This is a genomic window from Kitasatospora sp. NPDC057595, from assembly GCF_042800875.1.
Classification (GTDB): Bacteria; Actinomycetota; Actinomycetes; order Streptomycetales; family Streptomycetaceae; genus Kitasatospora.
Window position 1 is genome coordinate 187,463 of sequence record NZ_JBHVGL010000018.1, and the last position, 18,736, is coordinate 206,198.

The 18,736-nt window shown below is 74.1% G+C and carries 14 protein-coding genes and 1 pseudogene; 8 read left to right on the plus strand and 7 right to left on the minus strand.

The genetic code is table 11. From position 1 onward, the window contains the following. Positions 1-40: 40 nt before the first annotated feature. Both ACFU9E_RS25620 and ACFU9E_RS25625 read right to left on the minus strand, forming a co-directional pair. Complete coding sequence (locus ACFU9E_RS25620) at positions 41-235, minus strand: DUF1918 domain-containing protein (RefSeq protein ID WP_355372015.1); 195 nt, start codon at positions 233-235, stop codon at positions 41-43. A 184-nt stretch (positions 236-419) separates the two neighbouring features. Continuing rightward, positions 420-1,097, minus strand: coding sequence for a TetR family transcriptional regulator (locus tag ACFU9E_RS25625; protein ID WP_380682936.1), 678 nt, complete (start codon positions 1,095-1,097; stop codon positions 420-422). Positions 1,098-1,223: 126 nt separating this feature from the next. Here ACFU9E_RS25625 and ACFU9E_RS25630 point away from each other — a divergent pair, with 126 nt between their 5' ends. Next, positions 1,224-1,787: a hypothetical protein gene (locus tag ACFU9E_RS25630; RefSeq protein WP_380682937.1), complete on the plus strand. Its 564-nt coding sequence runs from the start codon at positions 1,224-1,226 to the stop codon at positions 1,785-1,787. Positions 1,788-1,859: 72 nt separating this feature from the next. Here ACFU9E_RS25630 and ACFU9E_RS25635 read toward each other — a convergent pair whose 3' ends face one another. The 3 genes from ACFU9E_RS25635 to ACFU9E_RS25645 all read right to left on the minus strand — a co-directional run bounded on the left by ACFU9E_RS25635 (position 1,860) and on the right by ACFU9E_RS25645 (position 7,439). Continuing rightward, on the minus strand, positions 1,860-3,515 hold the full coding sequence (locus ACFU9E_RS25635) for a family 20 glycosylhydrolase (RefSeq protein WP_380715366.1): 1,656 nt from the start codon (positions 3,513-3,515) through the stop codon (positions 1,860-1,862). Between the two features lie 136 nt (positions 3,516-3,651). Continuing rightward, entirely contained in the window at positions 3,652-6,102 is a 2,451-nt protein-coding gene (locus ACFU9E_RS25640) for a glycoside hydrolase family 3 C-terminal domain-containing protein (RefSeq protein ID WP_380687376.1), read from the minus strand. A 50-nt stretch (positions 6,103-6,152) separates the two neighbouring features. Next, positions 6,153-7,439, minus strand: coding sequence for an MFS transporter (locus ACFU9E_RS25645; protein WP_380687373.1), 1,287 nt, complete (start codon positions 7,437-7,439; stop codon positions 6,153-6,155). Between the two features lie 202 nt (positions 7,440-7,641). Between ACFU9E_RS25645 and ACFU9E_RS25650 the strand changes: the two genes are divergently transcribed. Next, the gene (locus ACFU9E_RS25650; protein ID WP_380687371.1) at positions 7,642-8,826 is read left to right on the plus strand and encodes a TetR/AcrR family transcriptional regulator; all 1,185 of its coding nucleotides are present in this window, start codon (positions 7,642-7,644) and stop codon (positions 8,824-8,826) included. Positions 8,827-8,861: 35 nt separating this feature from the next. On the opposite strand, the gene ACFU9E_RS25655 is transcribed toward ACFU9E_RS25650, so the two are convergent. Then, positions 8,862-9,167 carry a hypothetical protein gene (locus tag ACFU9E_RS25655; protein WP_380687368.1) on the minus strand — a complete coding sequence of 102 codons (306 nt, stop codon included), beginning with the start codon at positions 9,165-9,167 and terminating at the stop codon, positions 8,862-8,864. 23 nt (positions 9,168-9,190) lie between these two features. Then, a pseudogene (locus ACFU9E_RS25660) lies at positions 9,191-9,547 on the minus strand (FAD-binding protein); the annotation flags it as partial. A 1,826-nt stretch (positions 9,548-11,373) separates the two neighbouring features. Between ACFU9E_RS25660 and ACFU9E_RS25665 the strand changes: the two are divergent. The 6 genes from ACFU9E_RS25665 (at position 11,374) to ACFU9E_RS25690 (ending at position 18,729) form a co-directional block, all read left to right on the plus strand. Further along, positions 11,374-12,135, plus strand: a complete 762-nt coding sequence (locus ACFU9E_RS25665; protein ID WP_380683278.1) for a hypothetical protein — start codon at positions 11,374-11,376, stop codon at positions 12,133-12,135. 114 nt (positions 12,136-12,249) lie between these two features. Beyond that, positions 12,250-13,593 (plus strand): GH1 family beta-glucosidase, encoded by a 1,344-nt coding sequence (locus ACFU9E_RS25670; RefSeq protein ID WP_380683277.1) that lies wholly within the window; start codon positions 12,250-12,252, stop codon positions 13,591-13,593. Positions 13,594-13,885: 292 nt separating this feature from the next. Then, positions 13,886-14,503 (plus strand): hypothetical protein, encoded by a 618-nt coding sequence (locus ACFU9E_RS25675; protein ID WP_380683276.1) that lies wholly within the window; start codon positions 13,886-13,888, stop codon positions 14,501-14,503. A 356-nt stretch (positions 14,504-14,859) separates the two neighbouring features. After that, a complete protein-coding gene (locus ACFU9E_RS25680) occupies positions 14,860-15,717 on the plus strand; it encodes a phospholipid scramblase-related protein (protein WP_380683275.1) in 858 nt (285 codons plus the stop codon). Between the two features lie 280 nt (positions 15,718-15,997). After that, positions 15,998-17,518: a TIGR02677 family protein gene (locus ACFU9E_RS25685; RefSeq protein ID WP_380683274.1), complete on the plus strand. Its 1,521-nt coding sequence runs from the start codon at positions 15,998-16,000 to the stop codon at positions 17,516-17,518. Continuing rightward, entirely contained in the window at positions 17,515-18,729 is a 1,215-nt protein-coding gene (locus ACFU9E_RS25690; protein WP_380683273.1) for a TIGR02678 family protein, read from the plus strand. The genes ACFU9E_RS25685 and ACFU9E_RS25690 overlap by 4 nt, the downstream gene beginning before the upstream one ends. Positions 18,730-18,736: the final 7 nt, after the last annotated feature.

Sequence of the window (18,736 nt, forward strand, 5' to 3'; positions counted from 1 at the left end):
CGCCGCGGGCCGCGGGGGCGCGGGGCGGTGGCCGGTGGCGTCAGTGGATCGCCTCGCGGGGTTCGATGTTGCAGTCCGGACCGGGGTAGATCAGGCCCGTGTGGCCGTCCTCGAAGCGGACCACGTACGGCGGCTGGCCGTCCTGGCCGCGCACCTCGACGATCTCGCCCTTCTGGTCGGTCATGCCCACCGCCCGGCTGTGGATGTGGAGCTGGTCGCCTACTGCTGCGTGCATGGTCGTGCTCCTCGCGGTGTGTGCGGACGCCGGGACCGGCGGGGCGGCCGTTGCCCCGTTCCTCTGTCTCCACTGTGCTTCCGGCCCGCCCCGGCCGCAACGGCTCGCCCGGCTCCGCCGCGGCCCGCCCTGAACCGCGGCGACCCGTCGGGACGCGCCGGGGCCTGCTCCGCGCGGCGCGGGCTCAGTGCGGGCCGAGCTGCTCGACGAGGTAGCCGCGGACCAGCCGCTTGCATTCGGCGATCATCGCCGGGTCGCCCTGCGGATCGCTGCGGAAGGCGAGCTTGAGCACCGCGTCCGCCGCCTCCAGGGCGACCCGCAGGCCGAGGGTGAGGGCCACCGGGTCGGCCGCCGCGAAGAGTTCGCCGCCGAGCGCCTGGAGCCGCAGCGCGACCGCCGTGTTGTTGTCCACCTCGGTGTCCAGCAGATGCCGGTCGTCCCGGACGCCGCTCGGCGCGGCCGGGCCGGCGAACCCGAAGTCCACCTGCCCGAAGCCGGGGACCGTGCGCTTCATCGCGACGAACTCCTCCACCGCGAGGTCGGTGAACCCGGCGGGGCCGGTGGGCGGATCGGCCCGCAGCCGGTCGTCGAGCCGGTCCAGGTAGTGGTCGAGGTTGCGGCCGGCGAGCGCGGCCAGCAGGTCCTCCTTGCCCGCGAAGAACTGGTAGAGCGTGCCGATCGGCACCTGCGCGCGCTGGGCCACCTCCTTGGTGGTGAGCGCCGCCGCCCCGGCCTCGTCGAGCAGCGCGGCGCAGGCGTCCAGGATCCGCTCGTAGCGCTCCTGGCTGCGCTGCTGCACCGGCCGCCGCCGCCCGGCGCCGGTCCGCCCGGGGGCCGGGTGACTCCTCGTGTCCGCGCTCATGGGGCCACTGTGCCGCATCGGCCGTTCGCCGGGCCAATTGCGCGGGGCCGTCCTCGGGACGGTCCCCGCAGGTCCGGCGCAGGCCATAGGCTCTGCGCTGATCACCAGGGGCAGGGAGAGGGAGACATGGGGCAGAAGATCATCCGGTTCTCGGACCTGACCGGCCGGCACGCGGAGGAGGACGACGGCCTGGTGCGGATCGTCGTGCGGGAGCACCCCGAGCTGTTCGACGGTCCGGTCGCGATCGAGGCGCTGCCCGGGGAGCTGGCCGGGATCGCGGACCTGGCGCTCGACCTGGTGACGGTCGAGCTGCACCACCCGGACGGGGACGAGCCGGAGACCGTCGTGATGACCGTCGAGGCGTTCGACCGGCTGGCCACGGTCGCGCCGATGGCCGAGGTGCTGCGCGGCGCCGAGCGGGCCGCCCTCGCCGTTCCCGGCCCGGGTGCGCCGGCCGTCGCCGCCACCGCCCGCGAGCGGGTCAACTACGCGAGCCTGGAGCACGCCGGGCGCCCCCACAAGGGCCGCACCACCGATGCCGAGAAGCAGCTCGTCCGGCAGCACCTGGACGAGATCAACGAGCGGCTGGCCGCCGAGGGTGTCCGCACCGTCGACCTGGCCAACGCCGAGCACGTCACCCGCTACGGCCTGGAGGACCTGGCCCGCGAGCGCGGCGCCACGCTGGGCTGACGCCCGCACCGGTCGCGGCGGCGGCCCGGCCGGGCCCGCCCCGCCGCCGCGACCGGAGTCGGTTCCGCCGCGCTACCGCGCCTGCTCCTGCGGCCAATCGACCGACGGGGCGGGGAACCAGGTGTGGCCGTGGCGGCGCCAGGCGGGCGCCTGCGCGGCGAGCCGGGCACGCAGGTCCTCCCAGGCACGGGCCGGGCCCGCCGTCCAGGCCCGCTCGGCCAGGCCGGGGAGCCGGGGCAGCAGGAGGAAGGACAGGTCGTCGGCGTCCTCGACGGTCTCGCACCAGACCGCGGCCTCGAACCCGGCGACGTCGTAGCCGGGGTCGTCGTCGATGCCCGGGATCGCAGTGGTGCAGGCGTCGCGGACGGTGTGCGGCGGGTAGATCGGGTGGCCGAGCCGCGCCCGGCGCTCCTCGGCCTCGCCGCCGACGGCCTCGGCGTAGCGCCGGTCGAGGTAGGCGCGGCCCCGCGCGGACACGACGACCGCGGCGCGCTGCTCGCCCATCCGGGCGGTGTCCGTGGCGGACTCCCGTTCGGACGCGACGATCAGGTCGACGACCTGTGGCGGGAGCATGGCGAGGAACGGGTGCGCGGGGTCCGGTGCGAGTTCCGGGTCGATCCACAGCTGCACCGCCTCGGCGGGGCCGCCGGGCGCGCGGACGGTCTCCTGCCAGCCGATCGGTTCCTTGCCGTGCGCGCGGACGCGCTCGCGGACGCGGACCACGAAGTCGTGGTGGTCCCGGTCCGGCATGCCGAAGGCCTCGTCGCCGCCGATGTGGACGAACCGCCCGGGCGTCAGCGCGGCGACCTCGGCAAGCACCTCGTCGACGAACCGCCACACCTCGGGGCGGGCGGGCTCCAGCCACAGCGGCCGGAACTCCCCGGCGAGGAAGCGCGCGAGCCGCTCCTCGGCCGAGCGCGGCAGCGAGCCGGTGTCCTGCGAGCTCAGCTCGGGGCAGGCGGTGATCGCGGCGGTGCTGTGGCCGGGCATGTCGATCTCGGGTACGACGGTGACGAACCGGGCCGCCGCGTACGCGACGAGCTCGCGGTACTGCGCCTGGGTGAAGTAGTCCGCCGGGTCCAGGCCGCGGGTGAGCTCGGGCCGGGCCGTGATCTCCAGCCGCCAGGCCTGGTCGTCCGTCAGGTGGAGGTGCAGCACGTTGAGCTTGTAGCGGTCGAGCAGGTCGATCACCCGCCGCACGTCGGCGGCCGGGAACGCCGTGCGCGCGACGTCGAGCGACAGGCCGCGCCAGGCGAGGGCCGGGCCGTCGGCGGCCTCGATCGCGGGCAGTTCGATGCCCTCGGCCGTGGCGGGGAGCTGCTCGGCGAGGGCGACCAGCGTGGTGAGACCGCGGTGCACGCCCGCCGGGGAGGCGCCCGTCACGCGGACCCCCTCGGGGCCGACGGTGAGGGTGTGGCGCTCGGCGCCGGGGTCGTCGCCGGTGGCGCAGATCCCGCGGGCGGCGGGGACCGCGGTGACACCCGGGTCGGCGGCGTCGACGGCCAGCAGGACCGCCTCCGGCCCGGCCATGCCGGTGCGGGGCCGGCCGAGTTCCAGGCCGGTCTCGGCGGCGATGCGCTCGACGAAGAGCCCGGCGGGACCGAGCAGGTCCTCGGTCGCGACGACCACGGGCGTGCCGGGGCGCAGGGCGAACGTCCCCGCGCCCCGGACGGCCGAGCGGGGGACGGGGAGGATGTGGCGCAGCGCGGCGTCGGCCGGTGCGGGCATGGCGGTCTCCTTCTTCGGGTCGGTCCGCTCCGACGGAGCGGCCGCGGGACCGGATGCCGGTCCGGTCCCGCGGCGGGATGCCCCCGTCACGTCGCACGATGACGCGCCGACGTGACGGGGGTGCGGCCTGCGGCGCTCAGGCGCCGGGCGTGACCGTGACGGTGTGGCCGGGGTCGGCGACGGAGGTCGCGACGCGGAGCGTGAACGCCCCGCTCTCGGTGACCCAGGCGTGCGCGTCGACGTCCCAGTGCTGGAAGGCGCGCGGGGCGATCTCCAGGCGCGCGCGCACCCGTCCGCCCGCGTCCGCGCGCACCGCGGTGAACCCGGCGAGCCAGGCCACCGGCCGCTCGACGGCCGAGCCCGGGCGCGAGAGGTAGGCCTGGAGGACCTGCTTGCCGGGCCGGGAGCCGGTGTTGACGACGTCCGCCTCCACGACGAGGCCGTCCCCGGCGGCGGTGACGGCGGGCTCGCCGATCTCCCAGGTGGTGTACCCGAGGCCGGAGCCGAACGGCAGCGCGGGCGCGGGGCCGCCGTCCTGTTCGCGCTTGAGCCAGGCGCGGTAGCCGATGTGCAGGCCCTCGGGGTAGGCGAGCCGGCCGTCCTGGGGCTCGACGGTCCACACCGGGACGTCCTCCTCGCGGGCGGGCCAGGTGGTGGGCAGGCGCCCGCCGGGCTCGCGGGCGCCGGTGAGGACGTCGGCGAGCGCGTCGCCGAACTCCTGGCCGGGGAACCAGGACAGGACGACCGCGGCCACCTCGTCGAGCCACGGCATGATCACCGGGGCGCCGGAGTTGACGACCACGACGGTGCGCGGGTTGGCCTCGCGGACGCGGCGGACGAGCTCGTCCTGGCCCTCGGGGAGGGTGAGGCGCGGCCGGTCGAAGCCCTCGGACTCGATGGCCTCGGTGGTGCCGACGACGACCACGGCGACGTCGGCGGCAGCCGCCGCCTCGACCGCCCGGCGCAGCTCCTCGGCGGGGTCGCCGAACACGTCCTCGGTGCCGAGCAGGACGAGGCCGAAGGGGTAGCCCCCCATGAGCGACGGGCGGTACGTCAGGCGCAGCTCGACCGTCCGGCCGCGGGTCAGCTCGCGGGAGACGGTGACGGAGGGCGGGTTCATGACGGCGGTGAGGGGGTCCTCGCCGGTGGGCGAGAGTTGCTCGGCGGCTGCCGTCTCGCCGTCGATGTCGAGCGTGAACCCGCCCACGCCGGCGAAGCCGAGGTCGTGGCGGCCGTCGCGCTCGGCGGTGACGCGGGTGGTCAGCTCGATGCGCGCGGCCCGGGCCAGCCGCGGGTCGCCGAGCCAGGCGAGGCGTCCGGAGGGGGTGGTGTCCTCGGCGAAGACGGTGCCGTCCTGGTCGAGGTAGCGGACGTGGACGCCGGGGGTGCCGGTGATCGGGTCGGTGACCTGGCCGCGGGTGAAGGGGTGCAGCTCGTCGGCCGGGGGCAGGCCGGGGGCGAAGGTGACGTTGGCGTCGCCGAAGGCGCGGCGCAGGCCGTCCAGCGGGGTGACGACGCCGCGCGGGAACACCGCCGCCGAGCCGCCGCCCTGGGCGCGGGCGCGCCGGGCGTGCTGTCCGAGCACGGCGACCGTCAGCCCGTCCCGGGGCTCGACCGGGAGGGTGCCGTCGTTGCGGGCCAGCACCATGCCGTCGGCGGCGGTCTCGCGCAGCAGCTCCGCGATCGCGGCGTCCTCCCACGGCTGGACGGCGATCGCCTCGGGAGCGCCTTCGAGGGCGCCGACGCGGGAGGCGAGCAGCAGCAGCCGGGCGACCTTCTCGTCGATCGCGGCCTCGGGGACGCGGCCCTCCTTGACGGCCTCGACCAGTGCCTCGCCCCAGGGGCCCTGCGGGCCGGGCATCACGAGGTCCTGCCCGGAGGCGGCCGACGCGTCGGTGTCGTGCACCGCGCCCCAGTCGGAGACGACGACGCCGTCGAAGCCCCACTCGTCCTTCAGCGGGTCGCGCAGCAGCGGGTTGGCGGACATGGGCGCGCCGTTGACGCCGTTGTAGGCCGACATGACCAGCCACGCCCCGGCCCCGACCATCCGCTCGAACGGCGCCAGGTAGAGCTCCCGCAGGGTGCGCTCGTCGGCGTGCACGTCGACGGTGAAGCGGTCGGTCTCGGAGTCGTTGGCGACGTAGTGCTTCGCGGTGGTCGCCACGCCGTGCGCCTGCACGGCGCCGACGTAGGCGGCGCCGAACTCGCCGGTGAGGTACGGGTCCTCGCTGAAGGCCTCGAAGTGGCGCCCGCCGCGGGGCGAGCGGTGGAGGTTGACGGTGGGGCCGAGCACCACGTCGACGTTCTTGGCGCGCGCCTCGGCGGCGATCAGGGCGCCGAGCCGGCGCACCTGCTCCAGGTCCCAGGTGGCGGACGCGGAGCTGGCCGACGGCAGGCTCGCCGAGGGGTCGCGGTCGTCCACGGCGGCGCCGCGCACACCGGTCGGGCCGTCGGAGACGACGATCGGGCGCAGGCCGACGGCCGGCTCGTCCTGCAGGGACCAGACGGAGCCGCCGGTCAGCAGGCGGACCTTCTGTTCCAGGGTGAGGCGCTCGACGAGAGCGGTGAGGTGCGGGGAGGCGTGCATCGTCAGGTCCTTTCGTGGCGGGGGGTCGAGGGGGTGGGGCGGGGCGGTGGTCAGCGCGCGCCACGGATGCGCAGGACGGCGAGGGCGCCGAGGCCGGAGATCACGAAGACCGCCGGGTAGAGCGCGCCGTAACCGCCGAAGGTGTGCACGATGGCCGCGGCCACGACCGGTGCGACGGTGGTGGGCAGGGTCGCGGCGAGGTTGAGGACGCCGAGGTCCTTGCCGAAGTCGTCGGGGTCGGGCAGCAGGGTGCTCATCAGCGCCTGGTCGACCGAGATGAAGGCACCGAAGCCGGAGGCGGCCACGAAGGTGGACAGGGCCAGTCCCAGGACCGACGGAAGGGCCAGCGGGATCAGCGCGCCGGAGGCGATGACCAGCCCCGCGCCGAGGACGACGGGCTTGCGCCGGCCGATCCGGTCGGAGAGCGGGCCCGCGACGGCGGTGGAGATGATGATGCCGGGCAGGGAGACCAGTCCGATCAGGGGCACCGTCCGCGCCGCGTCGTCGAGCGACATCCCGACGTAGTCCTGCGCCAGGTAGAGCTGGTAGGTGCTCAGCATCGTGTATCCGCCGAACAGCAGGATCCGTCCGGTGAAGCCCCAGAAGAAGTCGCGGTGGCGCACCGGGTTCACCCAGAACGCGGCGAGGAAGGCGCGCGTCGAGAAGGGGCGGCGCGGTTCGGCCCGGTTGTCCCGGTCGGGGACGAGGGCGACGAACAGGACGATGCCGAGCAGGACGACCCCCGCCATCACGGCGTAGCCGAGCGGGATGGCGTCGGCGAACAGCGACCCGAGGATCGGGCCGAGGGCCGAGCCGAGCACGATCCCGAGCCCGACGCCCATCGAGAACCGTCCGCGCAGCCGCTCGGGGACCCGGTCGGGCAGGAGCGCGGAGAACGGCCCCTGGAAGGCGTTGAACCCGAACTGCACCAGCATGTAGCACACCGCCAGCACGGCCAGGTTCGGTGCGAGGCCCGCGGTGAGCAGGGCGCTGGCGCCCACCAGTGCGCCGGCGAGCATCCATGGTCTTCGGGAGCCGAAGCGGCTGCGGGTCCGGTCGGACAGGACGCCGGCGATCGGCTGGGCGAGCATCGCGGCCACCGCGCCGAGGGCGTTGATCATCGCGAGGTTGCCGGTCTTCGCGTCCGGGTCCATGTGCTCGACCTGGAGCGCGGCGTAGTACATCGCGACGCCGTAGGCGACCGGGGCCGCGGCCGCGGCGAACGGGGCGGTCCGGAACAGGCGCCGCAGGTCCGCCGGCACGGCGCGGGACGGCTGTTCCGCCGGACCGTCGACCGGTGGTGACGGGTCGTGGGCCGATCGGGGATCAGCGTGCACGGACATCCTTGCCTCCGATGCGGGGGAGCGGGGCGGGAGTGGGTGGGGGCAGGCCGGGCCGGGCGGGGGAGGAGGGTCGGCCCGGTGTGGCAGGGCGCGCCCGGCGAGCACCGCTCGTGGTCGTTCACGTTCGCGCCAGCCATAAGTTACCACCATGGTGGTAACGTTTGGGAAGAGTTCAGAGGGCGGCGATACTGGAGCGATGGGGATGAAGCGCGGCACCTACCGGACCGGACGAGAGCGCGTCGAACGCATCCTCGACGCCGCCCACGAACTGTTCGTCGACCCCGGCTACCGAGCCACCTCGCTGCGCGCCATCGCGAGCGCCTCGGGGATCTCCCACCCGGCACTGCTGCGCCACTTCTCCTCGAAGGCGGAGATCCTCACCGCACTCGTCGAGCGCCTCGACCGCCAGTACCTGGAGAGCGTCACGGACGGTCCGGACGGCGGGTTCCGGCCCCGCCCCGCGGCCGAGACGGCCCGGCGCAACGAGGCGACGCCCGGCTGGATCCCCCTGTTCACCACCCTGCTGGGCGAGGCGACCAGCCCCGAGCATCCCGGCCGCGCCCTCATGCGGGACCGCCGGCGCGAGGCCATCGCGATCGGTGTGCGGACCTACGGCGCCCTGGGCGCCGACGAGCGCTCCGCGAAGCTGGCCGTCCAGCGGCTGGTGGCCGCCTGGGAGGGCCTGCAGATCCTCTCCCTGTACTTCCCCGGCCGGATCGACATCCCGGCCCGGATCGCCGCGCACGAGGACGACGTGCGGATCAACGGGATCGCGCCCGCACCCCCCGCGAGGCCGGGCGCGTCGACGGCGGCACACGCCCCGGCGGCCGACCCTGCGCCGGAACGCACACCGCGCGAGCGGGCCCTGTACAGCGCGTGCGTGCTGTACGCGCGCCACGGCTACTCCGGGACCTCCATGCAGGCCGTCGCCGACGACGCGGGCTTGACCAAGGCCGCTCTCGTCCACCTCGCACCCACCAAGGCCGCACTCCTGGACCTGGTGCTGGCGTACCTGGCCACCCCGGCGCTGGACTGGAACGGCCCCGGCGGCCGACTGCGCGCCGCCCTCGACCGCCCCCGCTGGCAGGCCGCCGCCGAGATCGTGCTCATGTGTGAGGCCATCGCGCCCTCCCACCCCGCGCACCGCTCCATGGCCGAGCTGCTGGAGGAAGGCCTCTCCGGCGTCGAGGAGGTCCTGAGGGCGACCGGGGGAGCGTCCGACGCCGAGGCGGAGGCTGCCGCGCAGTGGATCGTCGCACTCGTGCTCGGGGCCGTGATCGCGTCGCTCTACGAGCCCGAGGACGTCGAGCCGGCAGCCCTCGTCGAGAGTGCGCTCCCGCCCCGCGCACCCGCCTGCGCGCCCGCCGCGCTCGCGCGCTGACCCGGCGGATCCGGCGGGCGGCCCGGCCGCTTCGCCTACTCCGGGAGCGTGACCGAGAGGGCGTGCCGGAACGCGTCGCGCGGGTCCCAGCGGGCCTTGACCCGGCCGCCGTAGCCGACCAGCAGCATGCCGCAGGCGGCGTTTCCGGTTTCGTTGGTCAAGTGGCGGTGGATCGTGGCGAGTTGGGCCTCGGTGAAGGAGCGTCTGAGGTAGCTGGCCTTGCCCTTGTGCCGGCGGGTGATGATGTCGCCGGCCTCGCCGTTGCCCGGCCAGGTCATCGGGTAGGGCCACGGGACCGTCGCGCTGCCGCCGTCGGCGTCCAGACCGGTGCCGGCGTTCACCTGGTCGACGAAGTCCTTTTGTCCCCGCCACCGCCGGTGTGCGCCCACCACAACTCACGGTCGGGGTCGTCCGGCTCGCGGGTGGCGACCACGGCACGGCCGGTTCCGTCGCGGTCGACGACCACCACCTCCACGCCGTACAGGTGGTCCACCACCGAGCCGTAGCGCCGCGACAGCGTCCCGTACCCGCCGCCGACCAGGTGCCCTCCGGCGCCCACCTCCGGGCAGCCGCCGGCGGGCACGGTGACGCCCCAGCCCTGGAACAGCGTCCGGTACACCCGGCCGAGCGTGGCACCCGGCTGCACCTCGAAGGCCCGCCGCCCCGGGTCGTAGCCCACCGCGTCCAACGGGGAGAGGTCCAGCAGCAGGCGGATCGCGGGGTGCGCGGTGGCGGAGCGCCTCCTCGGCCCGCAGGCCCCACGCCCCGCTGCCGTTACCCCCGTGGTGTGATCGGCGCGGGCCGATCCCCCTCGGAGGGCGTGTCGGAAGGGCACGGGCGGTGTTCCGGGTAATTACTAGATCATATGCCCGGCTGGAAACTGTCCTTCTGTGCGGCCGCCGCCGTCCTGGTGGTGGCCGGATCGGCCACTGGTCCGCCGCTGGCCAACTCGGTCGCCAACCTCCCCTACGGCGGCCCGGGCGCCGGTGCGTTGACGCTGACGGTGACCGTCGACGGCCATCCGGGCACCCCCGTGGTGAGGACCGGCGACGAGGTGCGGATCAGCTACCACCTGCGCAACGACGGCGAAGCCCCGGTCATCGACCTGCAGATCACCGACACCCTCGCTCCCGGGACCGAGCCGCATTGCCCGGGCCGCGACGCCGACGGCAACCTCCGACTCCCCCCGGTCTCCACCCTCGTCTGCACGGCGACCGTGCGTGCCCTCCTCGGTGAACACGAGGGCCTGGTCACCGCCCGCGGTGTGATCGCCTACGGCCACCACATTCTCACCCGCACGGCGCGCTCGGGCTACACCGCCGTGGGCGCCGGCCCGGCCGCTCCCTCCGGCACGGCAGCACCGGGTGCGGGGACACCTGGCGCAGGGGCGCCCAGTGCGGGGGCGCCCAGTGCAGGGACGCCCAGCGCGGGGACGCCCACGCCGGCGGCCGGGGCGACGGGAGCACCGGTGTCCGCTCCGGCAACACCTGCCGCACCGCCCGGTTGCGAAGTCGGTGCCGCCACAACTGCTGCTCCTACGCCCGGGGTTCCGGCACCCGGAGCACCGGCGGGCGGGGTTCCCGCGGCCGTTGCCCCGGGACCCGGAACACCTGCACCGGTAGCGGTGGCGGGCGTGCGCGCAGGTGAGGTCGCCGCCGCCGGGGCGCCCGCAGCCGCGGCTGCGGTGGGCGGGGCCCCCGCGCCTGCGGCGCCTGCGGTCGGGGCTGCCGCACCTGGGGCTCCTCCACCGGGGGCTCCGGCACCTGGCGCCGCAGCACCTGGGGCGGCGGCGGGCGGGACCGCCGTCGTCGGGGCACCTGCAGCCGGGGCTCCGGCGGCTGGGGCGCCTGCGGCTGGGGCTGCTGCGCCCGCAGCGCTTGCACCGGGGGCTCCGGGGGCTCCGGTACCTGGGGTGCCGGCAGCCGGGGCCGCCGCTGTCGCGGTACCCGCAGCGGGGGCTGGGGCAGCCGGAGCCCCCGCAGCGGGCGCTGCCGCACCTGGGGTGCCCGCAGCCGGGGCTCCTGCACCCGGAGCTCCCCCCGCCGGCGTACCAGCTGCCGCCGCACCGGCCCCCGCCGCCGTACCAGCCGCTGCCGTTCCACCGGCCCCGGCCCCGGCCCCGGCCGCGCCAGCCGCGCCAGCCGCCCCCGGCGCACCGGCCCCCGCGGCCCCTGCCCCCGGTGCCGCCGTCCCGGGTGCCCCCGCCGCCCCTGCCCCCGGCAACGGGCGCAGACCGGTGCAGACCTCACCGAGCGGCGGTTCCGGTGCCGGGTCCGCGAGGCCCTCACCATCCCCTTCAGCCTCCGCCTCAGCCTCCTCCTCAGCGTCCGCCTCGCGTTCCCCCGGCCCTGGCGCGGGGGGAGGCCACGTGACGTCACCCCTCCTCCACTCCGGCCGGTCCGCCACCCGCACGACGACCACCGCTCTGCAGCAGAGCTTCCTCCTCATGTTCCTTCTGGTCCTCCTCATTCCCGCGATTGCCGCCGTAGCCATCGCGCGACGTCGCCGTAGGCCGCGCCGCCGGCCCGACCCAAGCTCAGGGGCGCCATGGAACACGTAATCGGAGTGATCGGAATCGTCGTTGGATTCGCCGCCGTCGCCGGGGGCGCCGCCCTGCTCAACAGCCGTAGGGTCAGGCGATCGGAGCCGGAGGACGAGGCCCGTGACGACACCGCCGAGTACCTGACGATGATGGTCGGCGTGTTGTACGCCCTGGTGCTGGGCGTGGCGCTGGTCGCGGTGTGGGAGGCCAAGGGCGACGCCGGCGCCAACATCAGCGCCGAGGCAGGGGCGTTGCACCAGACGTATCTGCTCGCCGACGCGCTGCCCCCCGACGCCGCTCAGCAGGCCCGCTCGGCGGCGGTCGCGTATGCCACCTACGTCCGGACCGAGGAGTGGCCCCTGATGGAGGAGCGCAAGGCGCTGGGCCCGCGCGGCTGGACGCTGCTGCACGACGTGCAGAACGCGTGGACGTCCTTCGAACCCTCCACCAACGTGCAACAGCAGGTGGACCAGGTGGCGTTCGGGCAGATCTCCGTCGCCTACCAGGCGCGCCACGGGCGTGAGTCGGCCGGCACCGGGGGAATGTCGGGCGTGATGTGGTTCGGCCTGCTCGCCGGCGGTGCGCTCACCCTGGGCCTGATGTTCCTCTTCGGCATTCAGCGCACCCGCACCCACCTGGTCCTGGCCGTGGGCTTCACCAGCCTCATCGCCTTCATGGTCGTCTTCATCTACGCCCTGAACTCCCCCTTCGGTGGCCTGCTCGGCCTGAGTTCCGCGCCCTTCGCCGGGGTCGGTGTCGGAGGCTGACCCGACGGCCGGCGGATCCGCCCCATCGAGGGGTCGGTGGCCCGGCACCTCTGGTCTTTCAGCACGACGCCAGTAACATGAGCAGTCCTCATGTTCCTGCCCGGGGAGGCTGCCATGCCGGACCGCTACGACCTACCGCCGGGATTCCGCTGGGGTGTCGCCACCGCCGCGTACCAGATCGAGGGCGCGGTGAACGAAGACGGCCGTGGCCCCTCGATCTGGGACACCTTCACCGCCCGCCCCGGAACCGTCCGCGACGGGCACACCGGAGCGGACGCCTGCGACCACTACCACCGCTGGCCCGAGGACATCGCGCTGCTCCAGGGCCTCGGCGTGGACGGCTACCGCTTCTCCATCGCCTGGCCCCGGATCCAGCCGACCGGCGCAGGCCCGGTGAACCCCGCCGGACTCGCCTTCTACGACCGCCTCGTCGACGCCCTCCTCGACGCCGGCATCACCCCCCTCCCCACCCTCTTCCACTGGGACCTCCCGCAGGCCCTCGAAGACAACAGCGGCTGGCTCGACCGCGACACCGCGTACCGCTTCGCCGACTACGCCGCGGTCGTCGCCGACCGCCTCGGCGACCGCGTCCCCGCCTGGATCACCCTCAACGAGCCCTTCGTCCACACCGTCTTCGGTTACGCCCTCGGCATCCACGCCCCCGGCCGCACCCTGATGTTCGAGGCCCTCCCGGCGGCCCACCACCAGCTCCTCGCTCACGGCCTGGCCGCCACCCTCCTCCACGAGCGCGGCCTCGACGTCCTGATCTCCAACAACCTCACCCCGGTCGAGCCGGCCTCGTCCTCACCCGCCGACGCAGCCGGCGCCCAGGCCTACGACGCCCTCCACAACCGCCTCTTCACCGACCCCCTCCTCCTCGGCCGCTACCCCGACCTCTCCGCCCTCGGCGTCCCCGACGACATCTTCGGCGCCGTCCACCCCGGCGACCTCGACCTCATCACCGCCACCCCCCTCGCAGGCCTCGGCGTCAACTACTACAACCCCACCCGCATCGGCGCCCCCACCGACCCCACCCTCCCCTTCACCCTCCTCGACATCCCCGAAGCCCCGGCCCACACCGCCTTCGGCTGGCCCGTCGTCCCCGACGGCCTCCGCCAACTCCTCCTCGATCTCCGCCAGTTGTACGGCACCTCGCTCCCACCCATCACCATCACCGAGAACGGCTGCTCCGTCACCGAGGAAACCGCCCCCGACCACCCCCGCATCACCTACCTCGCCACCCACCTGGACGCCCTCGCCCAAGCCGCCGCCGAAGGCATCGACATCCGCGGCTACTACACCTGGACCCTCCTCGACAACTTCGAATGGGCCGAGGGCTACCACCAGCGCTTCGGCCTCGTCCACGTCGACTTCGAGACGCAGCAGCGCACCCCCAGGGCCTCGTACGTCTGGTACCGCGACCTGATCGCGGCGCACCGGAATTGCCGCGTAAAGTAGTTGGCCTTCGGGGTCCGTGGTGGAACGCGACGGTCCAGCCCCGGGAGGCGGGGCACTGGTGGCCAGGGTCTTGACGGGTGATCGAGCGGCTTGTCCGGCAGATGGCTCAGCGGCCTGCGGAGGGCCGCAGGACCATGAAGATCACCTGGTCCACCCGTCCGGGTTGGTGTGCCGTCCGAGGTCCACGCGGCGGGCGTCGGCACAATGAGGCATGGGATCAAGCCCTGGGCCGGCCGGTTCACCGTCGGCGACACTCGATCAGGCCGCCGCGCGGGGCGAGCGCTGGTGGCCGGTGGCACTGGCGATCGCCACGGCCGCGATGCTCCACGTGGCGCTGCCCGCCCCGTACCGGCTGGACCCCGCGTGGATGGTTCCCGTGGTCATGCTCACCCTGCTGGGGGCACTGATCCTTGGTGACCCGGGGCGGATCGATCGGCAGAAGCGGTGGCTCAGAGCGGTCACCGATGTCGTGATCGGCTTCATCACCGCGGCCAACCTCTATGCGGGTGTCCACCTGGTGGTGGACATCCTGACCGACAACAAGCTGTTCGCCGACAACGCCACCGGTCTACTGGCGACCGGGGGAGTGACCTGGGCCACGAACGTGATCGCCTTCGCGCTGTGGTACTGGGACCTCGACCGAGGCGGTGCGGCTGCCCGCGCCCACCCGCTCCAGCCGAGCCCGAGCTTCGTGTTCCCCGAGATGCAGCACTCGGCCTACACGACGGCCGACTGGGTGCCGACGTTCGCTGACTACCTGTCATTGGCCTTCTGGACCGCCACGGCGTTCAGCCCGGCCGATGTCTCCGCCGTCAGACGATGGGCGAAGCTGCTGATGATGGTGGAGGCAGCGGCCTCCCTCATCCTTGCTGCCCTGGTGATCGCCCGCGCGATCAACATCCTGCAATAGACGAGGCGGGCACCCCGGGCCCGTGGTCAGCGGCCGCCTCGTCGACGAAGTCCGTCGGATGGACACAACCCGTGTGAGCAGGCGCACCTGACTGTCGGTCACCCCTGTCCGGATATTCTCCCTGGGCTGACGATGTGCCGGCCTGCGCAGGATGGCAGGCGTTCGACGGGTCGAGGCTGCCGCCGGCGCTTCGGCCTCGTCCACGTCGACTTCGCCACCCAGCGCCGCACCCCCCAGGGCCTCCAGTGCCTGGTACCGCGACCTGATCACCACTCACCGGGCTTGACGCGCACGGTGGTTGAGGTGTCCCGATCGGGCCCGGAGTCGGCGTCCCGGGTGTGACGTCGGTCATACCGATGCCGTCGGGTGGCGGACAACCGGCGCTCGCAGTCGCAGAACCTGCAGGTCACGGGAAGAGCCGGTGGTCCGCGGACGAAACCGCGGCGGTCGAACGATCTGGCTATCCGGGGAGGAATGAGCCTAGCCTGCCCGCCATGTCCCAGAACACGAACACTCCCGGCTTCCCCGGGCAGCCGGTCGCTCCGGTCGGCGACGCCAAGGTGCAGCGCCAGGTACAGCAGCAGGCGGGTGTCGGCCCGGTCTCCGGTGGCGGCGGCACCCTGTTCTCCGAGCCGGTCCTTGTGGTGAACCAGAAGGCCAAGCTGATCGAGCTGACCAACGAGTACGCCGTCTTCGACCAGCAGGGCGCCACGCTGGGCTCGGTGGTCCAGGTCGGCCAGAGCGGTCTGCGCAAGGCGGTACGACTGCTCACCTCCCTCGACCAGTATCTGACCCACAAGCTGGAGATCCGTGACGCGCACGGCAGCCCGGTGCTGCTGCTGACCCGCCCGGCGAAGTTCATCAAGTCGCGGGTGGTCGTGCAGCTTCCGAACGGCCAGGAAGTCGGCCAGATCGTTCAGCAGAACGCCATTGGGAAGATCAACTTTGCGATGGAGGTCGGCGGGCGGAAGGTCGGCGCCGTCAAGGCCGAGAACTGGCGGGCCTGGAACTTCTCCATCGTCGACGAGACGGACGCCGAGATCGCCCGGATCACCAAGACCTGGGAAGGCCTGGCGAAGACGATGTTCACCACGGCCGACAACTACGTGCTCCAGATCCACCGCCCGCTCGCCGACCCGCTGCTCAGCCTCGTCGTGGCGACCGCGCTGACCGTGGACACCGCACTGAAGCAGGATGCCCGCGGCCTCGGATAGCCGCGACCGCACCCCGTTGGTTGTTCGTGCCCCACCCCCGGCCGGGGGTGGGGCACGAAGCCGGCAGGTGTCCACGGTTGATGCCGGGGCGTTCCGCCGGTGCGGCGCGCACCAGCCGTGCACACCCTGCCCGTCAAGGCCTCGGGGCGTTCCGCCCGGTGGTGGTCGACTGTCTGCCGGGCACGGTGACCAGGGGCGGTCCGGTCGGCTCTGCCGGTCCGGCCGCGTAGTGTGGTGCCCGACGGACGGAGGGGAGTCGTTGCGCAGGGTGCCACCGGAGATGTTCCGGTTCACGACGGGGGAGAAGGCCGAACTCTACGGTGCGATCCTGCAGGCCTTCGGTGCGGCCAACGAGCGGCTGGAGACCGCTCTCGGGCTGGACGAGGTCCGCGCCCGGCTGAGGACGGTCGGGTGGCTCGACGCGATCCACGACGACGACCTGCAGGAGGCGCTGCGCAAGCTCCGGGAGTGGCAGCTGCTGGACGTGGTCCAGAACCACGCGGAGAACTACCGCACCGCCGAGGAGTACGAGCGCCGCAACCTCCAGTACTCGCTGACCCGCCGTGGTGAGGCGGCGTTGGCCGGGGTCGAGCACGCCCTCGCCGTGCTGGCGTCGACCGGGGCGCTCCAGACGGCCGTGCTGGAGGCGATCACGGACCGGCTCGACGAGCTCTACGTCCTGCTGGGGGACCCCGCGTCCTCGGACCGGCGGGTCTTCAGCACGCTGCAGGAGCTGGAGGGGCACCTGGAGGCGCTGCTGGCGAACACCAAGGCGTTCAACGGCGAGCTGCAGCGCCTGCTGCGCGCCGAGGGCGCGGACCTGGCGACGTTCCGGGAGGTGAAGGCCGCGACGGTGGCCTACCTCCAGGAGTTCCTCGTCAACCTCGACCAGCGGGGACAGACGGTCGCCTCCGCCGTGGAGCGGGTCGAGGGGCAAGGGTTGAACCTGCTGCACGAGCGGGCGCTGCGGGGTGCCGAGCTGCCGCCGCTCGCCGGCGGCGATCCCGCGCCGGCCTGGCTGGAGCGGCGCCGGGCGCGCTGGGAGGGGCTGCAGGCCTGGTTCCGGCCGGTGGACGGGGCCCGACCCCGGGTGGAGCAACTGCACGATGTGGCGCGCCGCGCGATCGTGACGCTCCTGCAGGTCCTCGACCGGATCACCGAGTCGCGGCGCCGCTCCTCCAGCGCCGTTCAGGACTTCCGGGAGCTGGCCCGCTGGTTCGCCGCCGCACCGGCGGAGGACGACCTGCACCGGCTCTGGTCGGCCGCCTTCGGCCTGGGATCGGCCCGTCACGCCCATCTCGCCCACCCCGACCCGGAGTTGGTTCCCTCATCGGGCAGCTGGGCCGAGGCCCCGCCGGTGGAGGTGTCGGCCCTGCTGCGCACCAGCGGCCGCACCGAGCGGTTCACCCGCACCGGCAGGGTGCGCGATGTCGGCGGCATCAAGGCCGCCCGGGCCGAGCGGGCCCGCAAGGAACGCGCCGAACTCGAAGCGGCCTGGGACGTCCTGGGTACCGACGGTCCCGTGCGGCTCTCCGACTTCGGCGCGCTGGACCACACCGTCTTCGAGCGTCTGCTCGACCTCCTCGGCAGGGCGCTGGCGGTGCGACCGGACGGCAGCGGAGCACGGAGGGCGGTCACCTCGGACGGCCGGGTCGAGGTCGTCCTCCGGCCCCTGCCCGATCCCGGTGCCGGACGGGCCGTCCTCCGGACGCCCCGGGGCCGGCTGGAAGGGCCGGACTACCTGGTGGACATCCGGAGCCCGGGCCGTGCACGGGAATCCGCCGGGCAGGAGGCACCGTGAGCACCCTCGCCAACCAGTTGGTCCTGGCCGAGCGGCAGGACGTCGCCCGGGGCATCAGACTGCTCCTCGGCCGACCGCTGATCACCGAGCGCGCCGACCCGCCGGCCTTCGAGCTGATCCGCCGCCGGCAGGGCCCGCTGACGAAGTGGTTCGACTACCACTGCGGCTGGCAGCTGGTGGTGGAGCCCCGCCTGGGCTACGCGCGCCTGCTCAAGGTCCGGACCGTCCCCGACGCCTCGCGCCCGGCCCGCCGGCTGCGGTCCGGCAGGGCTCCGTTCGACCGCCGCCGCTACACCCTGCTGTGCGTCGTCGCGGCCGAACTGCTTCCGGTCCCGGTGACGACGGTCGGCCTGCTCGCCGACCGCGTCGTCCGGGCCTCTGCCACCGACGAGGCACTGCCGCCCTTCGACACGGCGAGCAGGCCCGAGCGGATGGCCTTCGTCGACGTCCTCAAACTGCTGGAGGCCTACGGCGCGCTCCTCACCGTGGACGGCGCCACGGAGAGCTTCGTCGACTCCGCGAAGGCCAAGGTGCTCTACCGGGTGGACGCCACGGTGCTGATGCGCCTCCTCGCGGCGCCCGTCGGACCGTCCCGGCTGGCCGTCCCGGCGGAGGACGTGCCGCTGCGCTTCGAGGAACTCCTGCGGGGCGCCGTGCGCGAGAGCCGGTACGGCGGCGCGGACGCCTCCGACGCGCAGCGCAACCTCCGGCTGCGGCACTCGGTGCTTCGGCGGCTCCTCGACGATCCCGTCCTCCACCACGACGAGCTCGGCGCCGACGAACTGGCCTACCTCACCTCGCCGACCGGCCGCCAGATCGTCCGGCGCGCCGCCGAGCAGGGAGGTTTCGTGCTGGAGGAACGGGCCGACGGCCTGCTGCTCGTCGACCCGGACGGGATCGCCACCGACAGCCGCTTCCCCGACGACTCCGCGACGGCCCGGGTCGCCGCCCTGCTCCTGCTGGAACCGCTGACCGCCGCTCCGGGCGGGCTCACACCGGAGCAGCTCGCCGTCGAGGCGGCCGAACTCCTGCGGCGCTTCCCGCAGTGGGCGAAGAGCTACCAGTCGGAGGACGGCGCCCAGCGCCTCACGGCCGATGCCGTCCGCGTCCTCGGCGACTTCGGCCTCGCCCGCCGGACCGGCGACCGCACGGTACCCCGGCCGGCCGCGTTCCGGTACCGCAGCAGCGTGGCCGCCGGCCGCGCGACCTGACCAGGAA

Coding starts and splice junctions, on each gene's coding strand:
- ACFU9E_RS25630 (WP_380682937.1), top strand. CDS start 1,224: ATGGGGCAGAAGATCATCCGGTTCTCGGACCTGACCGGCCGGCACGCG.
- ACFU9E_RS25650 (WP_380687371.1), top strand. CDS start 7,642: ATGGGGATGAAGCGCGGCACCTACCGGACCGGACGAGAGCGCGTCGAA.
- ACFU9E_RS25640 (WP_380687376.1), bottom strand. CDS start 6,102: ATGCACGCCTCCCCGCACCTCACCGCTCTCGTCGAGCGCCTCACCCTG.
- ACFU9E_RS25620 (WP_355372015.1), bottom strand. CDS start 235: ATGCACGCAGCAGTAGGCGACCAGCTCCACATCCACAGCCGGGCGGTG.
- ACFU9E_RS25625 (WP_380682936.1), bottom strand. CDS start 1,097: ATGAGCGCGGACACGAGGAGTCACCCGGCCCCCGGGCGGACCGGCGCC.
- ACFU9E_RS25685 (WP_380683274.1), top strand. CDS start 15,998: ATGTTCCGGTTCACGACGGGGGAGAAGGCCGAACTCTACGGTGCGATC.
- ACFU9E_RS25635 (WP_380715366.1), bottom strand. CDS start 3,515: ATGCCCGCACCGGCCGACGCCGCGCTGCGCCACATCCTCCCCGTCCCC.
- ACFU9E_RS25665 (WP_380683278.1), top strand. CDS start 11,374: ATGGAACACGTAATCGGAGTGATCGGAATCGTCGTTGGATTCGCCGCC.
- ACFU9E_RS25680 (WP_380683275.1), top strand. CDS start 14,860: ATGCCGTCGGGTGGCGGACAACCGGCGCTCGCAGTCGCAGAACCTGCA.
- ACFU9E_RS25670 (WP_380683277.1), top strand. CDS start 12,250: ATGCCGGACCGCTACGACCTACCGCCGGGATTCCGCTGGGGTGTCGCC.